The organism is Orrella sp. JC864, from assembly GCF_037026685.1.
Taxonomy (GTDB): domain Bacteria; phylum Pseudomonadota; class Gammaproteobacteria; order Burkholderiales; family Burkholderiaceae_B; genus Orrella.
In genome coordinates this window covers 251,344-268,699 of record NZ_JBANET010000004.1, presented here as the reverse complement: position 1 = coordinate 268,699, position 17,356 = coordinate 251,344, and the positions used below count along the sequence as shown (strand labels likewise).

At 67.0% G+C, this 17,356-nt stretch carries 16 protein-coding genes and 1 riboswitch; of the genes, 6 read left to right on the top strand and 10 right to left on the bottom strand.

The features are described from left to right. Window positions 1-7: 7 nt before the first annotated feature. The 4 genes from V8Z80_RS06075 to V8Z80_RS06060 are packed head-to-tail and all read right to left on the bottom strand — an operon-like array spanning window position 8 to window position 7,517. Window positions 8-3,775 carry a glycosyltransferase gene (locus V8Z80_RS06075; protein WP_336061360.1) on the bottom strand — a complete coding sequence of 1,256 codons (3,768 nt, stop codon included), beginning with the start codon at window positions 3,773-3,775 and terminating at the stop codon, window positions 8-10. Window positions 3,776-3,789: 14 nt separating this feature from the next. Continuing rightward, window positions 3,790-5,193, bottom strand: a complete 1,404-nt coding sequence (locus tag V8Z80_RS06070; protein WP_336061359.1) for a class I SAM-dependent methyltransferase — start codon at window positions 5,191-5,193, stop codon at window positions 3,790-3,792. Beyond that, window positions 5,136-6,290 (bottom strand): glycosyltransferase, encoded by a 1,155-nt coding sequence (locus V8Z80_RS06065; protein WP_336061358.1) that lies wholly within the window; start codon window positions 6,288-6,290, stop codon window positions 5,136-5,138. Before V8Z80_RS06065 ends, V8Z80_RS06070 begins: the two co-directional genes overlap by 58 nt. A 60-nt stretch (window positions 6,291-6,350) precedes the next feature. Next, on the bottom strand, window positions 6,351-7,517 hold the full coding sequence (locus V8Z80_RS06060; protein WP_336061357.1) for a glycosyltransferase family 4 protein: 1,167 nt from the start codon (window positions 7,515-7,517) through the stop codon (window positions 6,351-6,353). Between the two features lie 279 nt (window positions 7,518-7,796). Between V8Z80_RS06060 and V8Z80_RS06055 the strand changes: the two genes are divergently transcribed. The 3 genes from V8Z80_RS06055 (at window position 7,797) to V8Z80_RS06045 (ending at window position 9,853) form a co-directional block, all read left to right on the top strand. Next, the gene (locus V8Z80_RS06055) at window positions 7,797-9,059 is read left to right on the top strand and encodes a glutamate-5-semialdehyde dehydrogenase (protein WP_336061356.1); all 1,263 of its coding nucleotides are present in this window, start codon (window positions 7,797-7,799) and stop codon (window positions 9,057-9,059) included. A gap of 82 nt (window positions 9,060-9,141) precedes the next feature. Continuing rightward, window positions 9,142-9,444: a type II toxin-antitoxin system Phd/YefM family antitoxin gene (locus tag V8Z80_RS06050; RefSeq protein WP_336061355.1), complete on the top strand. Its 303-nt coding sequence runs from the start codon at window positions 9,142-9,144 to the stop codon at window positions 9,442-9,444. A gap of 16 nt (window positions 9,445-9,460) precedes the next feature. Further along, window positions 9,461-9,853 (top strand): type II toxin-antitoxin system RelE/ParE family toxin, encoded by a 393-nt coding sequence (locus V8Z80_RS06045; protein ID WP_336061354.1) that lies wholly within the window; start codon window positions 9,461-9,463, stop codon window positions 9,851-9,853. Here V8Z80_RS06045 and V8Z80_RS06040 read toward each other — a convergent pair. The 6 genes from V8Z80_RS06040 to V8Z80_RS06015 all read right to left on the bottom strand — a co-directional run bounded on the left by V8Z80_RS06040 (window position 9,826) and on the right by V8Z80_RS06015 (window position 16,181). After that, the gene (locus V8Z80_RS06040) at window positions 9,826-10,794 is read right to left on the bottom strand and encodes an NAD-dependent epimerase/dehydratase family protein (RefSeq protein ID WP_336061353.1); all 969 of its coding nucleotides are present in this window, start codon (window positions 10,792-10,794) and stop codon (window positions 9,826-9,828) included. The genes V8Z80_RS06045 and V8Z80_RS06040 overlap by 28 nt on opposite strands. A 7-nt stretch (window positions 10,795-10,801) precedes the next feature. Beyond that, window positions 10,802-11,605 carry a MetQ/NlpA family ABC transporter substrate-binding protein gene (locus V8Z80_RS06035; RefSeq protein WP_442951942.1) on the bottom strand — a complete coding sequence of 268 codons (804 nt, stop codon included), beginning with the start codon at window positions 11,603-11,605 and terminating at the stop codon, window positions 10,802-10,804. Between the two features lie 98 nt (window positions 11,606-11,703). Beyond that, window positions 11,704-13,419: a sensor domain-containing protein gene (locus V8Z80_RS06030; protein ID WP_336061352.1), complete on the bottom strand. Its 1,716-nt coding sequence runs from the start codon at window positions 13,417-13,419 to the stop codon at window positions 11,704-11,706. Window positions 13,420-13,535: 116 nt separating this feature from the next. Next, window positions 13,536-14,354 (bottom strand): ferritin-like domain-containing protein, encoded by an 819-nt coding sequence (locus tag V8Z80_RS06025; RefSeq protein ID WP_155195379.1) that lies wholly within the window; start codon window positions 14,352-14,354, stop codon window positions 13,536-13,538. Further along, window positions 14,351-14,923 carry a TMEM165/GDT1 family protein gene (locus V8Z80_RS06020; RefSeq protein WP_336061351.1) on the bottom strand — a complete coding sequence of 191 codons (573 nt, stop codon included), beginning with the start codon at window positions 14,921-14,923 and terminating at the stop codon, window positions 14,351-14,353. Before V8Z80_RS06020 ends, V8Z80_RS06025 begins: the two co-directional genes overlap by 4 nt. A gap of 2 nt (window positions 14,924-14,925) precedes the next feature. Next, a riboswitch (yybP-ykoY riboswitch) is annotated at window positions 14,926-15,105 on the bottom strand. A gap of 32 nt (window positions 15,106-15,137) precedes the next feature. Next, window positions 15,138-16,181 (bottom strand): sensor domain-containing diguanylate cyclase, encoded by a 1,044-nt coding sequence (locus tag V8Z80_RS06015; RefSeq protein ID WP_155195380.1) that lies wholly within the window; start codon window positions 16,179-16,181, stop codon window positions 15,138-15,140. Between the two features lie 352 nt (window positions 16,182-16,533). Here V8Z80_RS06015 and V8Z80_RS06010 point away from each other — a divergent pair, with 352 nt between their 5' ends. The 3 genes from V8Z80_RS06010 to V8Z80_RS06000 all read left to right on the top strand — a co-directional run bounded on the left by V8Z80_RS06010 (window position 16,534) and on the right by V8Z80_RS06000 (window position 17,349). Then, the gene (locus tag V8Z80_RS06010) at window positions 16,534-16,734 is read left to right on the top strand and encodes a CsbD family protein (RefSeq protein ID WP_336061390.1); all 201 of its coding nucleotides are present in this window, start codon (window positions 16,534-16,536) and stop codon (window positions 16,732-16,734) included. Window positions 16,735-16,759: 25 nt separating this feature from the next. Further along, complete coding sequence (locus V8Z80_RS06005; RefSeq protein ID WP_155195382.1) at window positions 16,760-16,924, top strand: DUF1328 domain-containing protein; 165 nt, start codon at window positions 16,760-16,762, stop codon at window positions 16,922-16,924. Between the two features lie 95 nt (window positions 16,925-17,019). After that, window positions 17,020-17,349, top strand: coding sequence for a BON domain-containing protein (locus tag V8Z80_RS06000; protein WP_155195383.1), 330 nt, complete (start codon window positions 17,020-17,022; stop codon window positions 17,347-17,349). Window positions 17,350-17,356: the final 7 nt, after the last annotated feature.

Here is a 17,356-nt window from a genome sequence, read left to right as displayed (position 1 = left end):
CGCCCCTTCACTGCGTGCGCGGCAGGCAAGCCCTGGCGACTTGGCGGGCGCTGTCGGCCCAGGTTTGCCATGTCAGGCCTTGCGAGCCGGGATGCTCGCCCGCCCGGAACGCCGCCAGCCACTGCGAGAGGGACTGAGCCATCGCAGCGTCCTCACCTCGACCCGCGGAAACGTACCACGCCCGTTCGCCGGCGATTTCCCGGAACACCGGGATGTCGCGCAATACCAGCGGCAGCCCCCTGCGCGCGGCCTCGATAAGCGGTAGACCGAAACCTTCGCCCCAGGACGCGAACAGCAGCCCGCTGGCCATGCTGTAGAGCTGCTCCAGGTATTCGTCACTGACGCCTTCCAGCCAGAACAGGCGCTGCCCGCCTTGCGGATGGTTCCTCAGGCGCCTCACGGTCTGGGGAATATCACGGCGGGCTGCAGCCGGCAGATCGGTCCAGCCTTCTCGCCCGACAATGACCAGATTGAAATCTTCGCCGCGCGACCATAGCAGCTCGCAAGCCGATAGTGCCTGCGCATAGCCTTTTCGAGGTTCGATGGTGCCCACCATGAGCAGCGTCGGCCGCTGCGCGCAGGCCTGTGCCACGACGGGCGCGATGTCCGGCAGGCCCATCGTAGGCGCCGACTGGTCCAGGTCCGCGCCATGATGGAACCATTCGATGCCGAATCGGTCCGACCGCGCAGCAGCGTGCGCTTGTACCCAGCTGCTCAGCTCTTGGGCCACGGTACGGCTGACGCAAACCGCGCCATCGAGCTTGACGACCTGCTCCAGCCAGCGCACGTGCCCGGCATCGGCGTCCGGCGGGAAATACTGCGGCAGCGTCACCGGCAGAATGTCGTGCACGATGGCCCAGGCCTGCACGCCCATATCGCCGAGCCGGCGCAAGAGTCCTTGCTCGCCGGCCTGGACGAAGCGCTCGCCCGACAGATCGGCGACCAAAAGCGTGTCGCCCGCGCGGAACGACACCAGATCGTCCGCCAACGCGTGCGGCGGGCACTCGAGCAGCGCCAGGGTATAAGCGCGAGCATGACGGTAGGCCCAGCCGCCCGCCTCATGGCTCAGCCTGATAGGCTCCACGCGCAAGCCGGGCACCGCCCCGTCGAGCCAGGCCAAGCAAAGGGCGCGTGTCACGCGCTCGATGCCTGTGCGGCGATCGTTGTCCGCCGTGCCGGTCACATCCACGTACAGCACTGGCGCGCGATGCCGAAGTCCTATCGAGGCATCGAGCGCCTGCGCCAGGGCCTGGCAGTCGGCATCGTCAGGCAACGGAGCACGCCCATCCTCGGCATGGCGCAGGACGCTGTCCAGAACGGCCGCGGGATCGGCGAACCGCCCCTGGCGGTAGCACGCTTCCATGGCTTGCATATAGGCCTTCGCGCAGCGGTCCGGGTGGTGCCGCTGTGCCACGTACTCGCGGGCCCGCACCGCCATCTCCTGGCGCCGGGCGGGATGATTCCAAAGCGCCTCTAGCGCCTGGGCCAACCGCTGCGGATCGAAGTCGTCCGGCAGCATTTCCACCACATCGGCCGGCAGCTCGCCAAAGGATCCGTTGGCATTGACGATGGTGGGCAGGCCAAAATTCAGACAGTCGAGCACCGCTCCGGACGTCTCGCCACGCGATGATGCGCGCAGTTGGACCGCCAGGTCGGCGGCGCCCAGATGGCGGCGAAATCCGTCCAGGTCCGTCCAACCCGTGATCTGCACGCGTTCCGGGGCCTGGCAGCCCGCGATGGTCTCGGCCAGCATCCGGCCATAGTCGCCGCCGTGATTTTCTCCGACGAACACCAGCCTGCAGCGCGGATCGGTGCTCAAGGCGCTGTCAAGCCAGGCGCGCAGCAAGACGTGATTCAGCTTGGTGGCATCCAGAAAGCCGAAGCTGCATACGACGAAGTCGTCAGCGGCCCAGCCCAGTTCGCGGCGCGCCTGGGCGCGCTGCTGCGCCTGCGCCACCGGCGCGCGCAACAGCGGCACGTAATGCAGGCTGGCAGCGGCCTTGGCGCCATACCAGTCCATGGCCAGCTGCCGGGCATACTCGGAATGCACGGCCACCCCGCGCGCATGCTGCAGCACCTCGAAGCTGGCCGGGTAGCGCAGCTTGACCTGGTCGAATGGCTCGTGAAAACGGGCGCGCACGGCATCATAGCCATGCGATTCGTACAGGGCCTGCACCCAGGCGCCCTCCTCGCCCGCCTCGACCTCCAGCCATGACTTGGCCGAACTGAGGAAGAAGTCGTGCAGCACCACCATGCCGGGAATATCTCTGAGCAAGGCGAACATGTGCCGGTGCAAGGGCGAATTGCCTACCTGGTACAACACCCGGTCGAGACGGTGCGCATGCGCGCGCAGCCAAGCCACGTCGCGCAGCTGCACCCCGTGTTCAGCCAATGGCGCAAGCGCCTTGCGATCGACGCTGTCCTGGTCCACCACCAGCTCGATACGGTAATACCTGGCCAACGCGGGCAGCAGCTCCACGCTGTAGTCGGAGATACCGCTGCGCTCGGGCGGCAAGGGCGAAACGTAAGCCAGCACAGGCTTCGTACCGGCCGTATCGGCTAGCCCCTCTGTCTGCCACGCCGCACAGCCTTCGAAAGCCTGCCACGCCTTGCGCGCGCTGTCGTCCCAGGAAAACGTGGCAGCCCGCTCCAGCCCGTGCTCGCAAAGCGACTGCCGAAACGCCTCATCGGTCAGCACCCGCTGCAGGCTGTCGGTCATGGCCTGGGTGGAGTGCGGATCGAAGAGTGCCTGCCGGCAGCCGATGACTTCCGGCAAGCTCGATGTATTGGCGCCGATCACCGCCGTCCCGCAGCGCATGGCCTCCATGGCCGGCAGCCCCAGGCCCTCGTGCCAGGACGGAAAGACAAAGACCTCGCACAAGTTGTAGAGCAGCACGAGATCTTGGTCCGAAACATAACCGGTCAGTACCAGTTCGCCCTTGCGCAAGCCTGCGGCGTGCGCCTGGCCCCTGAACGCCTGTGCCTCGGCGTCGGAAAAATGGCCGGCAAAAACCAGCTGATGCGTCGCGCGCAACGCGGCCGGCAATGCAGCGTATGCCTGGATCAGCCGTGGCAGGTTCTTGCGCCGGTCGGCCCCGCCCGTGTAAAGGATAAAGTTCCGGTCGATGCCGAGCCGCGTGCGTTCGGCCAGGCCTTCGGCCTGGGTCAGCCGCAGCGGCGCAAAATCGCCATCCACCGCCCCGAAGACATTGACGATCCGCGAAGGTTCCAAGGCCAGGTGCGTCAGGCCTTCCTGCCGGGTGGAATCGGAATTGGCCAGCAGCAAGGCCGCGTGCTGCAATTGCGCGATCTTGTCGCGATAAAAAGCCTCGAAAACCGAATCGTGCAGATACTGCTCGGGATTGAGCAGGGGAATGAGATCGTGCAGCGTGACGCACACCGGCGTGGCGGTATCGAGACGGCCGATACTGACGGCCGCATCATCCACGAAGCCTTCAAAAAGGTTGGGAACGTAGATGAGATCCGGCGCTAGGCTGGCCAGTGCGGCCTCGCGGCTCAGTTCAGCGGCGTGGCGGCGCCAGGCGTTGGCCGGCTGGTGGGCAGCCACCGGGCCGGGTGGAAACCATACATGAATACTGCCTGGCGGCAGCATTGGCGCGAAAGTTTCGCGCAACGGACCGAGGGTCTCTTCGAAGGCGCCATTGAGTAGCAGCAGCACCTCGTGCTCGCCGCGTAGTCGTATCAGGGCCCGGCACAGCGACAAGGCATATCGGCCGACGCCCCTGTACCGGCTGGCGGTCTGGGCGCCCTGCATATCTATTACTACCCTCATCGATCGTCCTTGCGCAAAGAATCCATGGCTTGGCTCAGCCGCGCGTACAGTCTGCCCGCGCGCGGCGTCATATGCTGGCCGCCTTGCGCCACGGCTTGGCCATGGCGGTGCATACGGGCTTGATGCTGTATGCGGTGGTACAAAGCCCGCAAGGGCTCGTGCAAGCCCAGGCGCACGGCCCAGGCCGCGCTGCGCTCGCGCAGCACTGGATGCGCATGCAGTAAAGCGCTCAGTCGCGCCGCGGCTGGGCGTCCGAAACGCACGGCCGCGCGCCGCATCCTTTGCCTGAGCCCTTGCTCGCGCAAGGCGCGCGCCTGCTCCACACTCCAGCGCAGCGGCGCGGTCAGCCGCCAGGAACTGCTTTGCCTGATTGCCTGCAGCTCGGCAACGGCTAAGGCATGCGCCTGCTGGGCCTGCGCCAGGCGAGCTTCCATCTGCGCATGCTGTGTCCGCAACTGCTCTCCCAGGCCTTGGATCGCCTGATGGATCTCGCGTTTGGATTGATGCCACTGGGCGTCATAACGCAATGCCAGCGCCTCGGTGGTCAAGCCCGACTTCATGGCGAAAGCGGCATCGAAACCGGCCAGGAAGTCGGCATCGCCTCCCTTCTGCGCGATGACGGCATAGTCGGGGCTGGCGCCGTCGATGACTTCCTGAAGGCCAACCTGCTCGCGTTCGCGTAGATCGGCGCGCTCGTGCAGTGGCATGATCTTCACGCGCGCAAAACCGGCATGCTCGGCCACGAAGGCCAGCAGGTCGGAAGGAATGGGCTTGCGGTGCGTGGGATCCCTGTAAAAATCCCGCGAGGCCACCACGAGATTGTCGGGATTGGGCGTCTCCAGAATGAGCAAGCCCCCGGGCGCTAGCGCGCGCATAGCATCGGCGGCCAACTGCCGCAGGGCGTCGAACTCGATATGTTCGACCAGGTGGAAAGCCGATACGATAGCCTGGCTTTGCGCAGGCAGGCCTGCCAGCCACGCCAGCGCATCGGTCTCGTGCACCGTCAAGTCGCGCTCGCGACAGGCCGCCAGCATGTCCGTGTCCAAGTCGGCCCCTTGCGCGGCAAAACCCAGTTCTTGCGCCAGTTCCAGCCATTCACCGCGGCCGCAGCCCAGGTCCGCCAGGGCATGCGTGCCGGGCTCGGCACGCCAGGCCTGCAGGAAAGGGACATAGCACTCGAGCCGCTGCCGCACCACCTCGCGTGGGCCCCGGTGCCTGTCCTCGAACGCTCGGTAAAAACCCTTTTCCATAGCGTGCACGTGATCTCGCCTGTTTGAAAGAAGAATCGCCATTGCCCGATTCGCATCAGACAATGGCGCAGCGCCTGCCGGCCCTGCGGATTTTAACTGAAGCGTCCCGTGCAGCTGCCCTTTGCATGTCGGCCTCCGGCGGTCGCGCACACCCGCTCGTAAAGCGCCAGGTATTGCCGCCCGAAGTACGCCCGGCCGCACAAAGCATCGAACCAGTCCCGCGCCGCGCGGCCATACTTCTGCGCCAGTTCGGGTGACTCCCACAGGATGCGCATCGCCTGGCGCAAGGCTGCCGGATCGGCCGGCGGCACCACGATCCCCGTTTCCCCGTCCCGGTTGACGAAGCTGGTTCCCGTGCCGATCTCTGCGCTGATCATCGGGCGGCCCAGCATGCTGGCCTCGAGCAGGCTGATGCCGAATGCCTCCGAACGCAGATGCGACGGAAAGACGAAAGCATGGCAGGCCTGCAGCAAGTCCATTTTTTCCTGCTCGCTCACCTCGCCGATGAAATGGACGTTCTTCAAGCCCAGCGAGTCAGCCATGGCGCGCAAGCGTGGCAATTCGGGACCGCCGCCGGCCAGCACGACGGGCCACGGACAGCCGGCCAGCGCCTGCATGAGGAAATGCAGCCCCTTGTAGTAGCGCAGCACACCCACGAAAAGAAAGAAACGCCCGCCAAAGCGTTCGCGAAGCGCCGCCACCTTGCAGGCGTCTGGCTCGGGATAGAGAGCCTGGTCAATCCCCAGGGCAATGACCTCGGTTTTTTCCCGGAATTGCGCCAGCACGGACGAACTGGCCAGGTAATTGGGGCTGGTGGCCACGATTGCGTCCACGCTGCCCAGGAACCGCCGCATCAAGGGCTGGTACAGCCTGTTGAAGAAACGCTGGCGGACAATGTCCGAATGGTAGGTCACGATGCTTGGTTTTTGCGCACGGGCCAGGAAGTGCGCCACGTCCATATAAGGCCAGGGAAAGTGGTAGTGCACCACGTCGGCCTGGGCCGCCAGCTCCGAGAATTTGCCGACCGCCGAAAAGGAAACGCTGGTCGAGGCTAGGCGGAAATCCTCCTTGGCATGGTGCTGGACATAGTCGGGCGTCACCCGCGCGGGCTGCGGCCGCGGTTCGAGCGAAAGCACGGTATGCGCCACACCCAGCGGGGTGGTGACGTGTGCTAGGTGCGTGATGAAATGCGCCACCCCGCCGCGCTCCTTGCCGCCGAATGCCTTGTAGAAATGCAGCACTTTCATGGATGCATCCCCTTGTTCGCGACGCGGGCATCCGCCGTGGCACCGATCCCAGTCCGGGGTTTAGGCTTTTGCAGCATGTTCATAAGCATGGATCGTCAGCTCTGCACACCGGTCCCAGCTGTGGCGCGCGGCGATGCGCGGCCCGGCCCGGCCCGCGGCCTGCCGGCGGACTGGATCTTCGAGCAGCCCGCCCAGCACCTGCGCCAAGGCCTCGCCTTGGCCGGCCGGAAACGTCGTGCCAGCCACGCCGCAGAACTCCTGCATGGCCGTGCCTGCCGCTATCACGACGGGGGCCCCGCAAGCCATGGCTTCCAGTACGGGCAGGCCAAAGCCTTCGTAGACCGAAGGGTAGACAAAAACCGCCGCCCCCGAATAGAAGGCAGGCAAGTCCGCCAGTGGGAGGTAGCTGAGCAGGCGGATTTCGCCGGTCCGCCGCAGGCGCTCCATGCGCCCGAGCAAGGCGCTGTTCTGCCAGCCCGATGCGCCGGCGATAGCCAAGGGATAGGCACGGCGCAGCGCCGCGGGCAGTTGGAGATACGCATCGAGCAGCACATCCAGGCCCTTGCGCGGCTCGAGGGTGCCGACGAAGGCCAGATACCGGCCATGCTCCAGGCCGTAGGCCTGCAGCGTCTTGTCCGTCTGGATGCAGGGGCGGAAATGCGCCGAGACGCCCAGATGGGTGGCGCTCACCTTGCTGGCAGGCACGGCGAACTGTTCGATCAACTCCTGGCGGACCAGTTCGGACACGGTCAGCACATGGCAGGCCCGCGCCAGCGTGCCGGGCAATTCGCGGTTGAGCCAGCGCACCCGCTCGGGAGGATGAAAAGCCGGATAGTGCACGAAGGAGAGGTCGTGCACCGTCACCACGCTGGGCCCGGGGTGCGGCTTGAGAATGAAGTTCGGTTCGTGATAGACCCAGTCGGCCAGGGCACCGGAGCGCCGGGCGTACTGCAGCTCGCGCACCTTTGCCCGCAGGGGATAGGCAAACGGAAGGCTGCGCAAGCCTGCCTTCAGGCCCGCGAGCCAGCCTTGGCCGGCCGCGGGTGCGGCACTCATGCGTTCGCAGGCCGCCAGCGCTTGCGCCGCGCTTGCCCAGCCGGCGTCGGAGAAACAATCGATGCGTTCGAGCTGCGGCTTGCGCAGCAAGGCGGCCAGCAGATGAAACGTATAGTTTCCGATGCCGGTCAATGGCGGCCGCAGCGACTCCGACCCCAACACCAGCTTCATCGGCAATGCACCATTTTGCCCGGCATGTTCATTGCGAGTGCCATGACCTCATGAATCCGCAGAAATTCATGCCCGACCCTGTACCTGATCAATCAATGAGGGGAGAAAAGACGTGCTCAGGTCTGGAATAAGGGCAGAAACAGGAAAATGACCGGCGATTGTACCCGAGCCCTCCGGCGGCTTTCGCCCCGGCGCTCCCCTTCGCCGGGCGGGCAGAATCTGTACACTTGCAGGCCAGCTGGCGCGCAAGACCGCGCCGTCCATACCGGAAAAAAGCGCATGACTACCCCGTTATACCAATCGATGCAGCAGATCGGCCGCCGAGCCCGCGAGACCTCGCGCCGGCTGGCCCGGGCCAGCGACGCGGAAAAAAGCCAGGCGCTGCGCGCCATCGCCCGATCGCTGCAAGCCCAGCGCGCCACCCTGAAGGCCGCCAACGCCCGCGACCTCGAAGCTGCCCGCGCCGGCAACCTCGCCCCTGCCCTGCTCGACCGCCTTACGCTCTCGGACCGCGCCCTGGACACCATGGCCCTGGGCCTTGAGCAGATCGCCGCCATGCCCGATCCAGTGGGCAGCCTCTCGGCCTCGAGCGTGCGCCCCAACGGCATGCGCGTGGCACAGATGCGCGTGCCCCTGGGGGTGATCGGCATCATCTACGAATCGCGTCCCAACGTCACCATCGATGCCGCGGCGCTGTGCCTGAAGTCGGGCAACGCCACCATCCTGCGCGGCGGCAAGGAAGCGTTGCATTCGAACCTGGCGCTGGGCAAGGTCATCCAGGAAGGCCTGGCGGCCGCCGGCTTGCCCGAGGCCGCGGTGCAGGTGGTGGACACCGCGGATCGCGAGGCCGTGCGCCATCTGGTCACCATGACCGAATACGTGGATGTGATCGTACCGCGCGGGGGCAAGGGATTGATCCAGCGCCTAGCCGAAGAGGCCCGCGTGCCGATGATCAAGCACCTGGACGGCAACTGCCATGTCTACGTCGACGAGGCGGCGGACCTGCAAAAGGCCCACCGTGTCGCCTTCAACGCCAAGACCTATCGCTACGGCGTGTGCGGCGCGATGGAAACGCTGCTGGTGCACGAAAAAGTCGCCGCGGCGCTGCTGCCCGGCCTGGGCCAGGCGCTGGCCGACCACGGCGTGGAACTGCGCGGCTGCGAACGCACGCGCCAGCTGCTGCCCGGCGCGCTGGCGGCCACCGACGAGGACTGGGCCACCGAATACCTGGGCCCGGTCCTGGCGATCCGGGTCGTGGACGGCATCGAGCAGGCCATGGACCACATCGCGCGCTGGAGTTCGGGCCACACCGAATCCATCGTCACCGAGAACCTGGCGGCGGCGCGGCGCTTCCAGCGCGAGGTCGATTCCAGCTCGGTCTACGTGAACCTGCCCACCTGCTTTGCCGACGGCTTCGAATACGGCCTGGGCGCCGAGATCGGCATCTCCACCAACCGGCTGCATGCGCGCGGGCCGGTGGGCCTGGAGGGGCTGACCACCTACAAATGGGTGCTGGAAGGCGATGGGCAGTTGCGGGGGTGAGTCCCTTCGCTTCCATCTTTCCAGCCAATTTTAGGGCGCGTATAATGTACTAAACTTTGCGCAAGCCTTGAAGGAGCCGGATATGGCTATCTCCGCCGTTGACGTGATTCCGCTGTCGCAAGCCAGGGCAAACCTGTCTGAACTGGCCGACCAAGTCAAGGCTGGTGCCGAAAAGATCATCACCAAGAACGGCGAGAGCTACGTAGCCCTCATCGACGCCCACCGTTTGGACTACTACCACCAGTTGGAGCGCGAACGCATCCACCTGCTGCTGCTCGACGACGCCGGTCGAGGCCTCGCGGATGTCGCTGCGGGCAAGGTCAAGGACGCACACAGCACCCTGTCCGCCATCAAGCGTCGCCGTGCTGCCAAGACCGCTGGCTGACACCCAGCACGGCATCGTGACAGTCCAGCATACCGTCAAACTCACCGCCAACTTCGAGCGAAATCTTGAAGAAATCGAAACTTTCCTGGCGCAAGCTGAGGTCCCGCACGCCTTCGATGCGCTGCTGGACGAGTTAACGGATATCGTTATTCCGAACCTGGAGAACTTCCCCGGCATGGGCCGTTTGCTCCTGGAGCGCCCCGTACGTTCGGTCGAGGTCGCCAACAGCATGGCTCGCTTGCACAAGCAACTTGGCACCCTCGCCGGGGAGATCCAGCTGCACGAGTACGTAATGACGCATTACCTGCTGCTGTATGCACGGGTCAGCAGTTCGGTACTCCTGCTTTCGATCCGCCATCAGCGGCAGCTTTCATTCGATTTTCAGGCACTGTGGCTTGCCTCACCTTGATATCGCCGCCCCGCCGCCTGCAAAGCCTCCCGCACGTCCACGGCTGGCTGCCACCCCAGCAGGCGGCGGGCCTTGGAAGCATCCACCACCAGGTCATCGCACAATTGCCGGCACATCGCCGGCTTGCCCACCAGCGCGGCGCCCAGCCGCAAGCCGGCCGGCGGGAACGGAAACAGGCGCGCCGGCCTGCCCATGCCCGCCGCCAGCGTCCGGATGATGGCCGGTGTTGACAGGGCCGCTTCGTCGGCCACCAGGAACACCTGGTTTGCCGCGCCAGGGTGGCTGGCCGCCGCAATCAGAAAATCGACCAGGTTTTCCAGCGCCACCATGCTGCGCCGGTTGCGCACCGACGCCAGCGGCAGCGGCACGCCCCGGCGCACCCACCGGAGCAGCCGGCCGAAATTGCCCGGCGCATGGGCCGCATACACCAGCGGCGGGCGCACGATCACCCACTGCATGGCCTGGCCGGCCAGCATCCGCTGCAAGCCGGTCTCCGCCTCGAACTTCGACACGGCATAGTCGGCCGCCGGCTGGCAGCGCGCGTTCTCATCGAACGGCATGCCGGCGGTGCGGGCGCCATTGACGCCGATCGAGCTCACGAAAACCAGGCGCCGCACGCCGGCATGCATGGCCTGCTCGGCCAGGCCCAGCGTAGCCGCGGTGTTGACAGTCCGGAATGCCTGCAGCGGGTCGTGGCCGGACTCCTTGAGCACGTGCGCCCGGCCGGCCAGATGCACCACGCAATCGACGCCCGCCAGGGCTTCACGCCAATCCGTGGCCCCGGAAAGTTCGCCGACGGCACAGGCCTGCACGCCCTCGGGCAGCGACGCGGCGCCTGCATGGCGCAGCGCGGCGCGCACTTCATAGCCAGGCCGCCGGGCCAGCTCCTGCACCAGGCGCGCGCCGATGAAGCCCGATGCGCCAGTCACCAGCACCCTCATGGCGCCGCTACCAGGGAAAATCGATCAGCTCGCCATACAGGCGGCGCAAGGTCTGCTTGACCTCGGGCGATTGCTGGTAGATCTGGATGAACTTGAGCAGCCGCGGGTCCTGGGCGCGCTCGGGCACGGTCACCCAGCGGATGGCGTAGCGCTTGAGGCTGTCCATATCGGTGTTGTCGAAGGCCAGGCCGTCCTTTTCGTCCAGGCCGCCGTGCTTGGCGAAGGTGGTATAGGTGACCGATGCGGTCACGTCGTCGAAGGTGCGCGCGGCCTGCGCCCCTTCGATGGGCACCAGCTTGATGCGGCGGGGATTGGCGACGATGTCGGCCTGCGAGGCTTCGTGGCCCACGCCTTCGCGCAGCTGCAGCAGGCCCATGGACTGCAGCAGCAGCAGGGCGCGCCTGGTGTTGACCGGATCGGAAGGGATGCCGATGGTCGCGCCCTGCGGGATTTCGTCGCCGCGCCTGAGCTTCTTGGAGAACAGCCCGATGGTGGTGGAATAGCCGTAGGCGATGGCTTGCAGGTTCGCGCCGCGATTGCGGTTGAACTGCAGCATGAAGGGCTCGTGCTGGAAGAAGTTGGCGTCCACCGAACCGTCGGCCACGGCAATATTGGGCAGCACCCAGTCGCTGAATTCCACCAGCCGCACGTCCAGCCCTTGCTGGCGCGCCTGTTCGATGGCGATCTCGGTGGCTTCGTTGGCCACGCTGGGGATGACGCCTATGCGCAAGGGCTGTGCCTGGGCGGCGCCCAGCGCCAGCAGGCAGGCCAGCCAGCCAGCCAGATGGCGCAGAATCGTTTGCAGTGTCATGGCGATGCTCCCGGGCTCGGACAAGGGGACACGATACTATCGCATGCGCCGCCCGGGTGCTTGCCCGCGCCGCGCGCCGCGTTATACGCAGCGGATCGCTAGAGCGGCGCCAGCACGTGGGCCAGGGCCTCGGCTGCCAAGGGCCGCGAGAACCAATAGCCCTGCACTTCGTCGCAGCCCATCTGCTGCAGCTTGTCGGCCTGCTCCTGCGTCTCCACCCCTTCGGCGGTTACCCGCAGCCCCAGCGCGTGCGCCATGGCGATGACGGCGCTGACGATGGCGGCGCTGCGCGTATCGTGCAGCATGCGCACGATGAAGGAACGGTCTATCTTCAGGCGGTCGGCCCGCATGCGCGTCAGGTAGGCCAGGCTGGAATAGCCGGTGCCGAAATCGTCGATGGCCACGCTCACGCCCAGTTCGCGCAAGGCATCCAGCGTCTGCAGCGCAGCCTCGGTATCGCCCAGCAGCACGCCCTCGGTCAGCTCGATCTCCAGGTGCCTGCCCTGCAGCCCGTGAGCCTGCAGGCAACGCTGCACCACCTGGGGCAGGTCCTGGTTCTGGAACTGCACGGGCGAGACATTGACCGACACCATGGGCGTGCTGCCCAGCTTGCGCAGCAGCTGGCTGGCCTGGCGGCAAGCCTGGTCCATCACCCAGGCGCCCAGGTCCAGGATCAGGCCGCTTTGCTCGGCTACGGGGATGAACTCGGCGGGACTGACGGTGCCGCGGACCGGATGCTGCCAGCGAACCAGCGCCTCCATCAGCCGGATCTCGCCCGAGGCCAGGTGCAGCTGGGGCTGGAACACCAGCCTGAACTCCTGCTTGTCCAGGCCCGCGCGCAGCAGGCTCTCCAGTTCCAGGCGGCCGACCGCGCGCGATTGCATGCCCGGCTCGAACCAGCGCAGCTGCCCGCCGCCGTCCTGGCGCGCCGCGGCCAACGCCAGGCTGGCGCGGCGCAGCAAGGCGGCGGGCTCGGCCGTGCCCTCGCCCCGGCACAAGCCGGCGCTGGCGGTCAGGCGCAAGGCCAGCGCGCCGCCGCCGCAGGGCAAGGCAAGCTGCCTGAGCCACTGGCGCACCCGGTGCGCGAAATCGTCCTCGTGCGCCTCGCTCAGTACCGCGAACCGGCTCTCGTCCACGCAGGCCAGGCTCTCTCCGGGTCCGAGCAGCGCGCGCAGCCGGGCCGCCACCATGCCCAGCGTGGACGCCAGGGCCTCGGCGCCCAGCGAATCGCGCACGCGGTCCAGCTTGTCCGCCTCGATCAGCGCCAGCAGAAAACGGCCCTGGCCCTGCCGGCTGCGCGCTATCTTCAGCGCCAGGCGCTCTTCCAGCCAGGTCTGGTTGGGCAGGCCGGCCCCGGCGCGGTGCTCGGGCAGGCGCCATAGCAGGGACAGGTCGGGCGATGCCTCGTCCCGCGGCAGCAGCGTACCCAGCAGGCCGCAACAGCGCCCTTGCGCATCGTGCGCGGGCCGCATGGCCAACATCAGGGGCAAACGGCTGCCGTTCTTGTGCCGGCAGGTACACGCGCGGTGCAGCGGCGCGGCGCCGCCCTGCCCTGCCCACGCCGCCAGCGCCGGGCCGGCGCGCTCGGGACAGTCGCGCAGCAGGTCCGTGTGGCGCAGCCGGCCCGCCAGCTCGGCGGCCGTATGACCGGTCAACGCTTCGAAAGCCTCGTTCACGTGCGTGAAAACCCCTTGCGGATCGCAAATGAAGGCAGCGCAAGGGGATTGCCGCCAGGCCATGTCCGGCGAGGGAGGGGCCGGCGGCGCATCGAAGGCCCCGTTGCCGCAGGCGGAAGACGGAAGGTCGGTCAGCATGGCAGGCCGGCTAGGAAAAAAGGCCGTCCAAGTGTAACGGGCCTGCCCGGGACGCGGGCAAGCGACAGCCTCAAGGCTGCGAGCATCGCGCCGTCCCGGACAAGGGGCGCGCCGGTTCAGCCCGGCGCGCGGGCCTGCTCCTGCAGCAGCCACTGCAGTTCGGCTTCGGTAAAACCGGCGGCGCGCCGGGCCTGCAGGTTGAAAGGCCCCTTGGGCCTTGGCGCATCGTAGCGCGCCGCCACGCGCGCATAGGCCAGGACAGGATCCTCGCCGCGCTCGCGGCACAGATGGCCGAACCAGTGGTTGCCCACGGCCACGTGGCCGATCTCGTCGCGCAGGATGATGTCCAGGATGGCCGCGCCGCCGGCATCGCCGGCCTGGGCCAGCTTCTCGCGGATCAAGGGCGAGGCGTCCAGGCCGCGCGCCTCCAGGGTGCGCGGCACCAGCGCCAGCCGGGCCAGCAGGTCGCCGCTCGTTTTCTCGGCCATGTCCCAAAGCCCGTCATGGGCCGGGAAATCGCCATACGCGTGGCCCAGCGTCCGCAAGTGGCCGCACAGCAGGCCGAAGTGCATGGCCTCCTCGGCCGCGACCGTCGCCCACTGGCGATAGAAGGCCGGCGGCATGCCCGCGAAACGCCACATGATGTCCAGCGCCAGGTTGATGGCATTGAACTCGATGTGCGCCAAGGCGTGGACCAGCGCGGCCCGGCCCTGGGCGCTGCCCAGCGAGCGCTGGCGCACCTTGGCCGGCGCCACCAGCTCGGGCCGCGCCGGACGACCGGGCAAGGGACGGCTGGGCTGCAGGCCGGCCAGCGGATCGACCAGGCCGCCGCTGTCCAGGCGCTGCACCGCCGCCACCTTGGCCTGGGCATCGTCCTGCTGCAAGGCATGCAGGGCCGCGGCGCGCAGCTCGGCTGGCAGGGCCTGTCCGCTCATATGAGGTTCCCCACGTCGAACAGGGCCATCAGCCCCAGCACCAGGAAGATCGCCGCGGCCACCGCGTGGATGGCCCCGATGGGCACCTTGCGCGTGACCCGCTCGCCCAGCAGCACCGCGGGCACGTTGGCCAGCATCATGCCCAGGGTGGTGCCCACCACCACCGCGCCGAAGGCGGCATACTGCGCGGCCAGCGCCACGGTGGCGACCTGCGTCTTGTCTCCCATTTCGGCCAGGAAGAAGGCCACTGCCGTCGTGCCGAAAACGCCGAACAGCCGGTGCTCCTGGCCGCCTTGCGCGTCGAGCTTGTCAGGGATCAGGGTCCAGACAGCCATGACGAGGAAAGACAGGCCCAGCACCCAGCGCATGACGTCCGGCCCCAGCCGCTGCGTCACCCACGCGCCGATGGCGCCGGCAAAGGCATGATTGACCAGGGTAGCCACGAGGATGCCCAGGATGATGGGCAGAGGGCGGCGAAAACGGGCCGCCAGCATGAGGGACAGGAGCTGGGTCTTGTCGCCCATCTCGGCCAGGGCCACGACTCCGGTCGATACCAGGAAAGCTTCCACGTAGATGACTCCGGCCGGACGGACGCAAAACGACCGCGCCGCCCTCCGGCCAGCTGGAGGCAACGCGGTCGATGGTCTCGCCAAGCACGGGCACCACCTGCGCCATGCCCGTAATGGACAAGTGTGTTGACGCAGGTCCCTCTGGAAGGAAGGAGGCTACTCCCCAAAGACCCGGCGATTGTAGCCTAAGGCCGGACCCATGCCTTGCGTGGGCTCAATCCGGCTCGTATTCGGCGCAGATGTGCACCTGCGGCGCGCCGCCCAGGGCGACCGAGGCGATGCAATCCTTGCCGCTGCGCTTGGCGTGCGCCAAGGCCTGGGCCACGGTCATCATGGCCTGCACGGGCATGACGCGGTCCTGGCCGGGCTGGAGCGAAAGCACGCCGATGCTCGCCGTGAGCCGGTCGGCCGGCCGGCCGTCGTGCGCGAGCTTGGCCTTGTGCAGTTGCAGGCGCACGGCCTCGGCCACCTGCAGCGCCTGCGCGGCGTCGGCATCGGCCAGCACCATGAGGAACTCCTCGCCGCCGGTGCGGATCACCGCGTCGCCGGCCTGTCGCCGCGCATCGCGCAACAGGCCCGCGCACACCTGCAGGCAGCGGTCGCCCTCGGAGAACCCGTAGCGCTCGTTGAAATCGCGAAAGCAATCCAGGTTGAACGCCAGCAGCGCGAGCGGGGCATCGCGCGTATCGGCGCGCAGCCATTCGCGGCCCAGCAAGGGCTTGAGCAGCTTGCGCTGGTAGGCCCCGCTCAGCGGATCGTAGAGGGTCTGGCCGTGCAGGCGTATCAGGTCTTGCACCACGGCGCCCAGCTCGATCAGCATTTGCCGGGAAGCATCCGCCAGTTCGTGCGGCGTGCTGTCCATCATGCACAGCACGCCCACGCGCTTGCCCCCGCGCCCGCGGATCGGCACGCCGGCATAGTGGCGGATCGGATCGACCGCCGCGGTCACCATCGGATTGTCGTGGAACCGTTCGTCGTTGCGCGCATCCTGCACCACCATGATCTCGTCGGACAAAATGGCATGGCTGCAAAAGGCGATATCGCGCGAGCTTTCGCTCAGGCTCGTGCCCACGCGGTTGATCACGCGCTGCATGTCGCCGTCGATGACGGTCAACGCCGCCATGCGCGGCTTGCAGGTCATGTGCAGCACCTGGACCACCCGCTGCAGGCTCTCGCGCAGGGCGGCATCGCGCAGCAGCAGGTCGTCCACCGCGCGCTGGCGTTCAATTTCGTCCGCAGGAATCGGCGGTTTCTTCATGAAGCCCCCACTGGGTAAGCAAGCAAGCTTGCGACCCTGGAAATACTAGGGGGCGGCCCCGTTTCATGGCGCCTTTTTTTCAACCCGATACGCGCAGGCAGGTTTGCCAACAGCGCCGATACGAAAGCCGTGGGCTACAGGTGTTACGCCGCCGGCTCAAAGCCCATCAAGCATTATTCGAATGTAACCCCCAGCCCACGCCGGCGCTGCGCGGGCCATTACATTTGCCCACAACAGTCTTTTGACGCTCTGGGGGCGGCGCATTAATGTGTCCCCATGCCAACGGGAACGCCGCGCGGCAACGGCCGGCGGCGAGGAACCAACACAGCACAAAGCGAGGTGCATCATGGCTATCAACCAAGACATCATGGCAGGCAAATGGAAGCAGCTGGCTGGCAAGGCCAAGATCGCGTGGGGCAATCTCACCGATGACGACCTGGCTCGCATCGACGGCAATGCCGAGCGCCTGGCCGGCGTGATCCAGGAGCGCTACGGCAAGACCCGCGAGCAAGCCGAGCAGGAAGTCAACGACTTCTTCGAGCGCAACCGCTAAGCACCCGCAGACAAGGAGAAGCATCATGCTGCACTATGCCGTCATCTTTTTCATCATCGCCCTGATCGCCGCGGTCCTGGGCTTCGGAGGCATCGCGGCAGGCGCCGCCTCGATCGCCAAGATCCTGTTCTTCATCTTCCTGGTGCTGGCCGTGCTGTCGCTGCTCAGCGGCGCGCTGCGCAAGAAATAGCCGCCTGGCGCCAGGTGCCTGGCGCGCGGCCCACGCCTCGCGCCCCGAGCTTTGACCCGGCCGCCTGCCGGCGGCCACCCGGAAGGAGGAAAAACATGTCCGCACGCAAATACTTCGCAGCCCTGGCCCTGGGCGCAGCCGGCACGCTGGCCGCTCCCGCCGTCCTGGCGGCCGGCAACGAGGCCGACAAGCAGCAATCGGCCGGGGAATATGTCGACGATGCGGTCGTAACGACCAAGATCCGCGCGGCCATCGTGGCCGAGGACAACCTGAGCAACTTCGATATCGGCGTGGAAACCATCGATGGCGTGACCACGCTGACCGGCACCGTCGAGACCGATGCGCAGAAGGAAGCCGCCGAGCGCGTGGCCAAGGAAGTCGAAGGCGTGCGCCGCGTGAACAACGACCTGCAGGTCAAGGGCTGACCCCGGT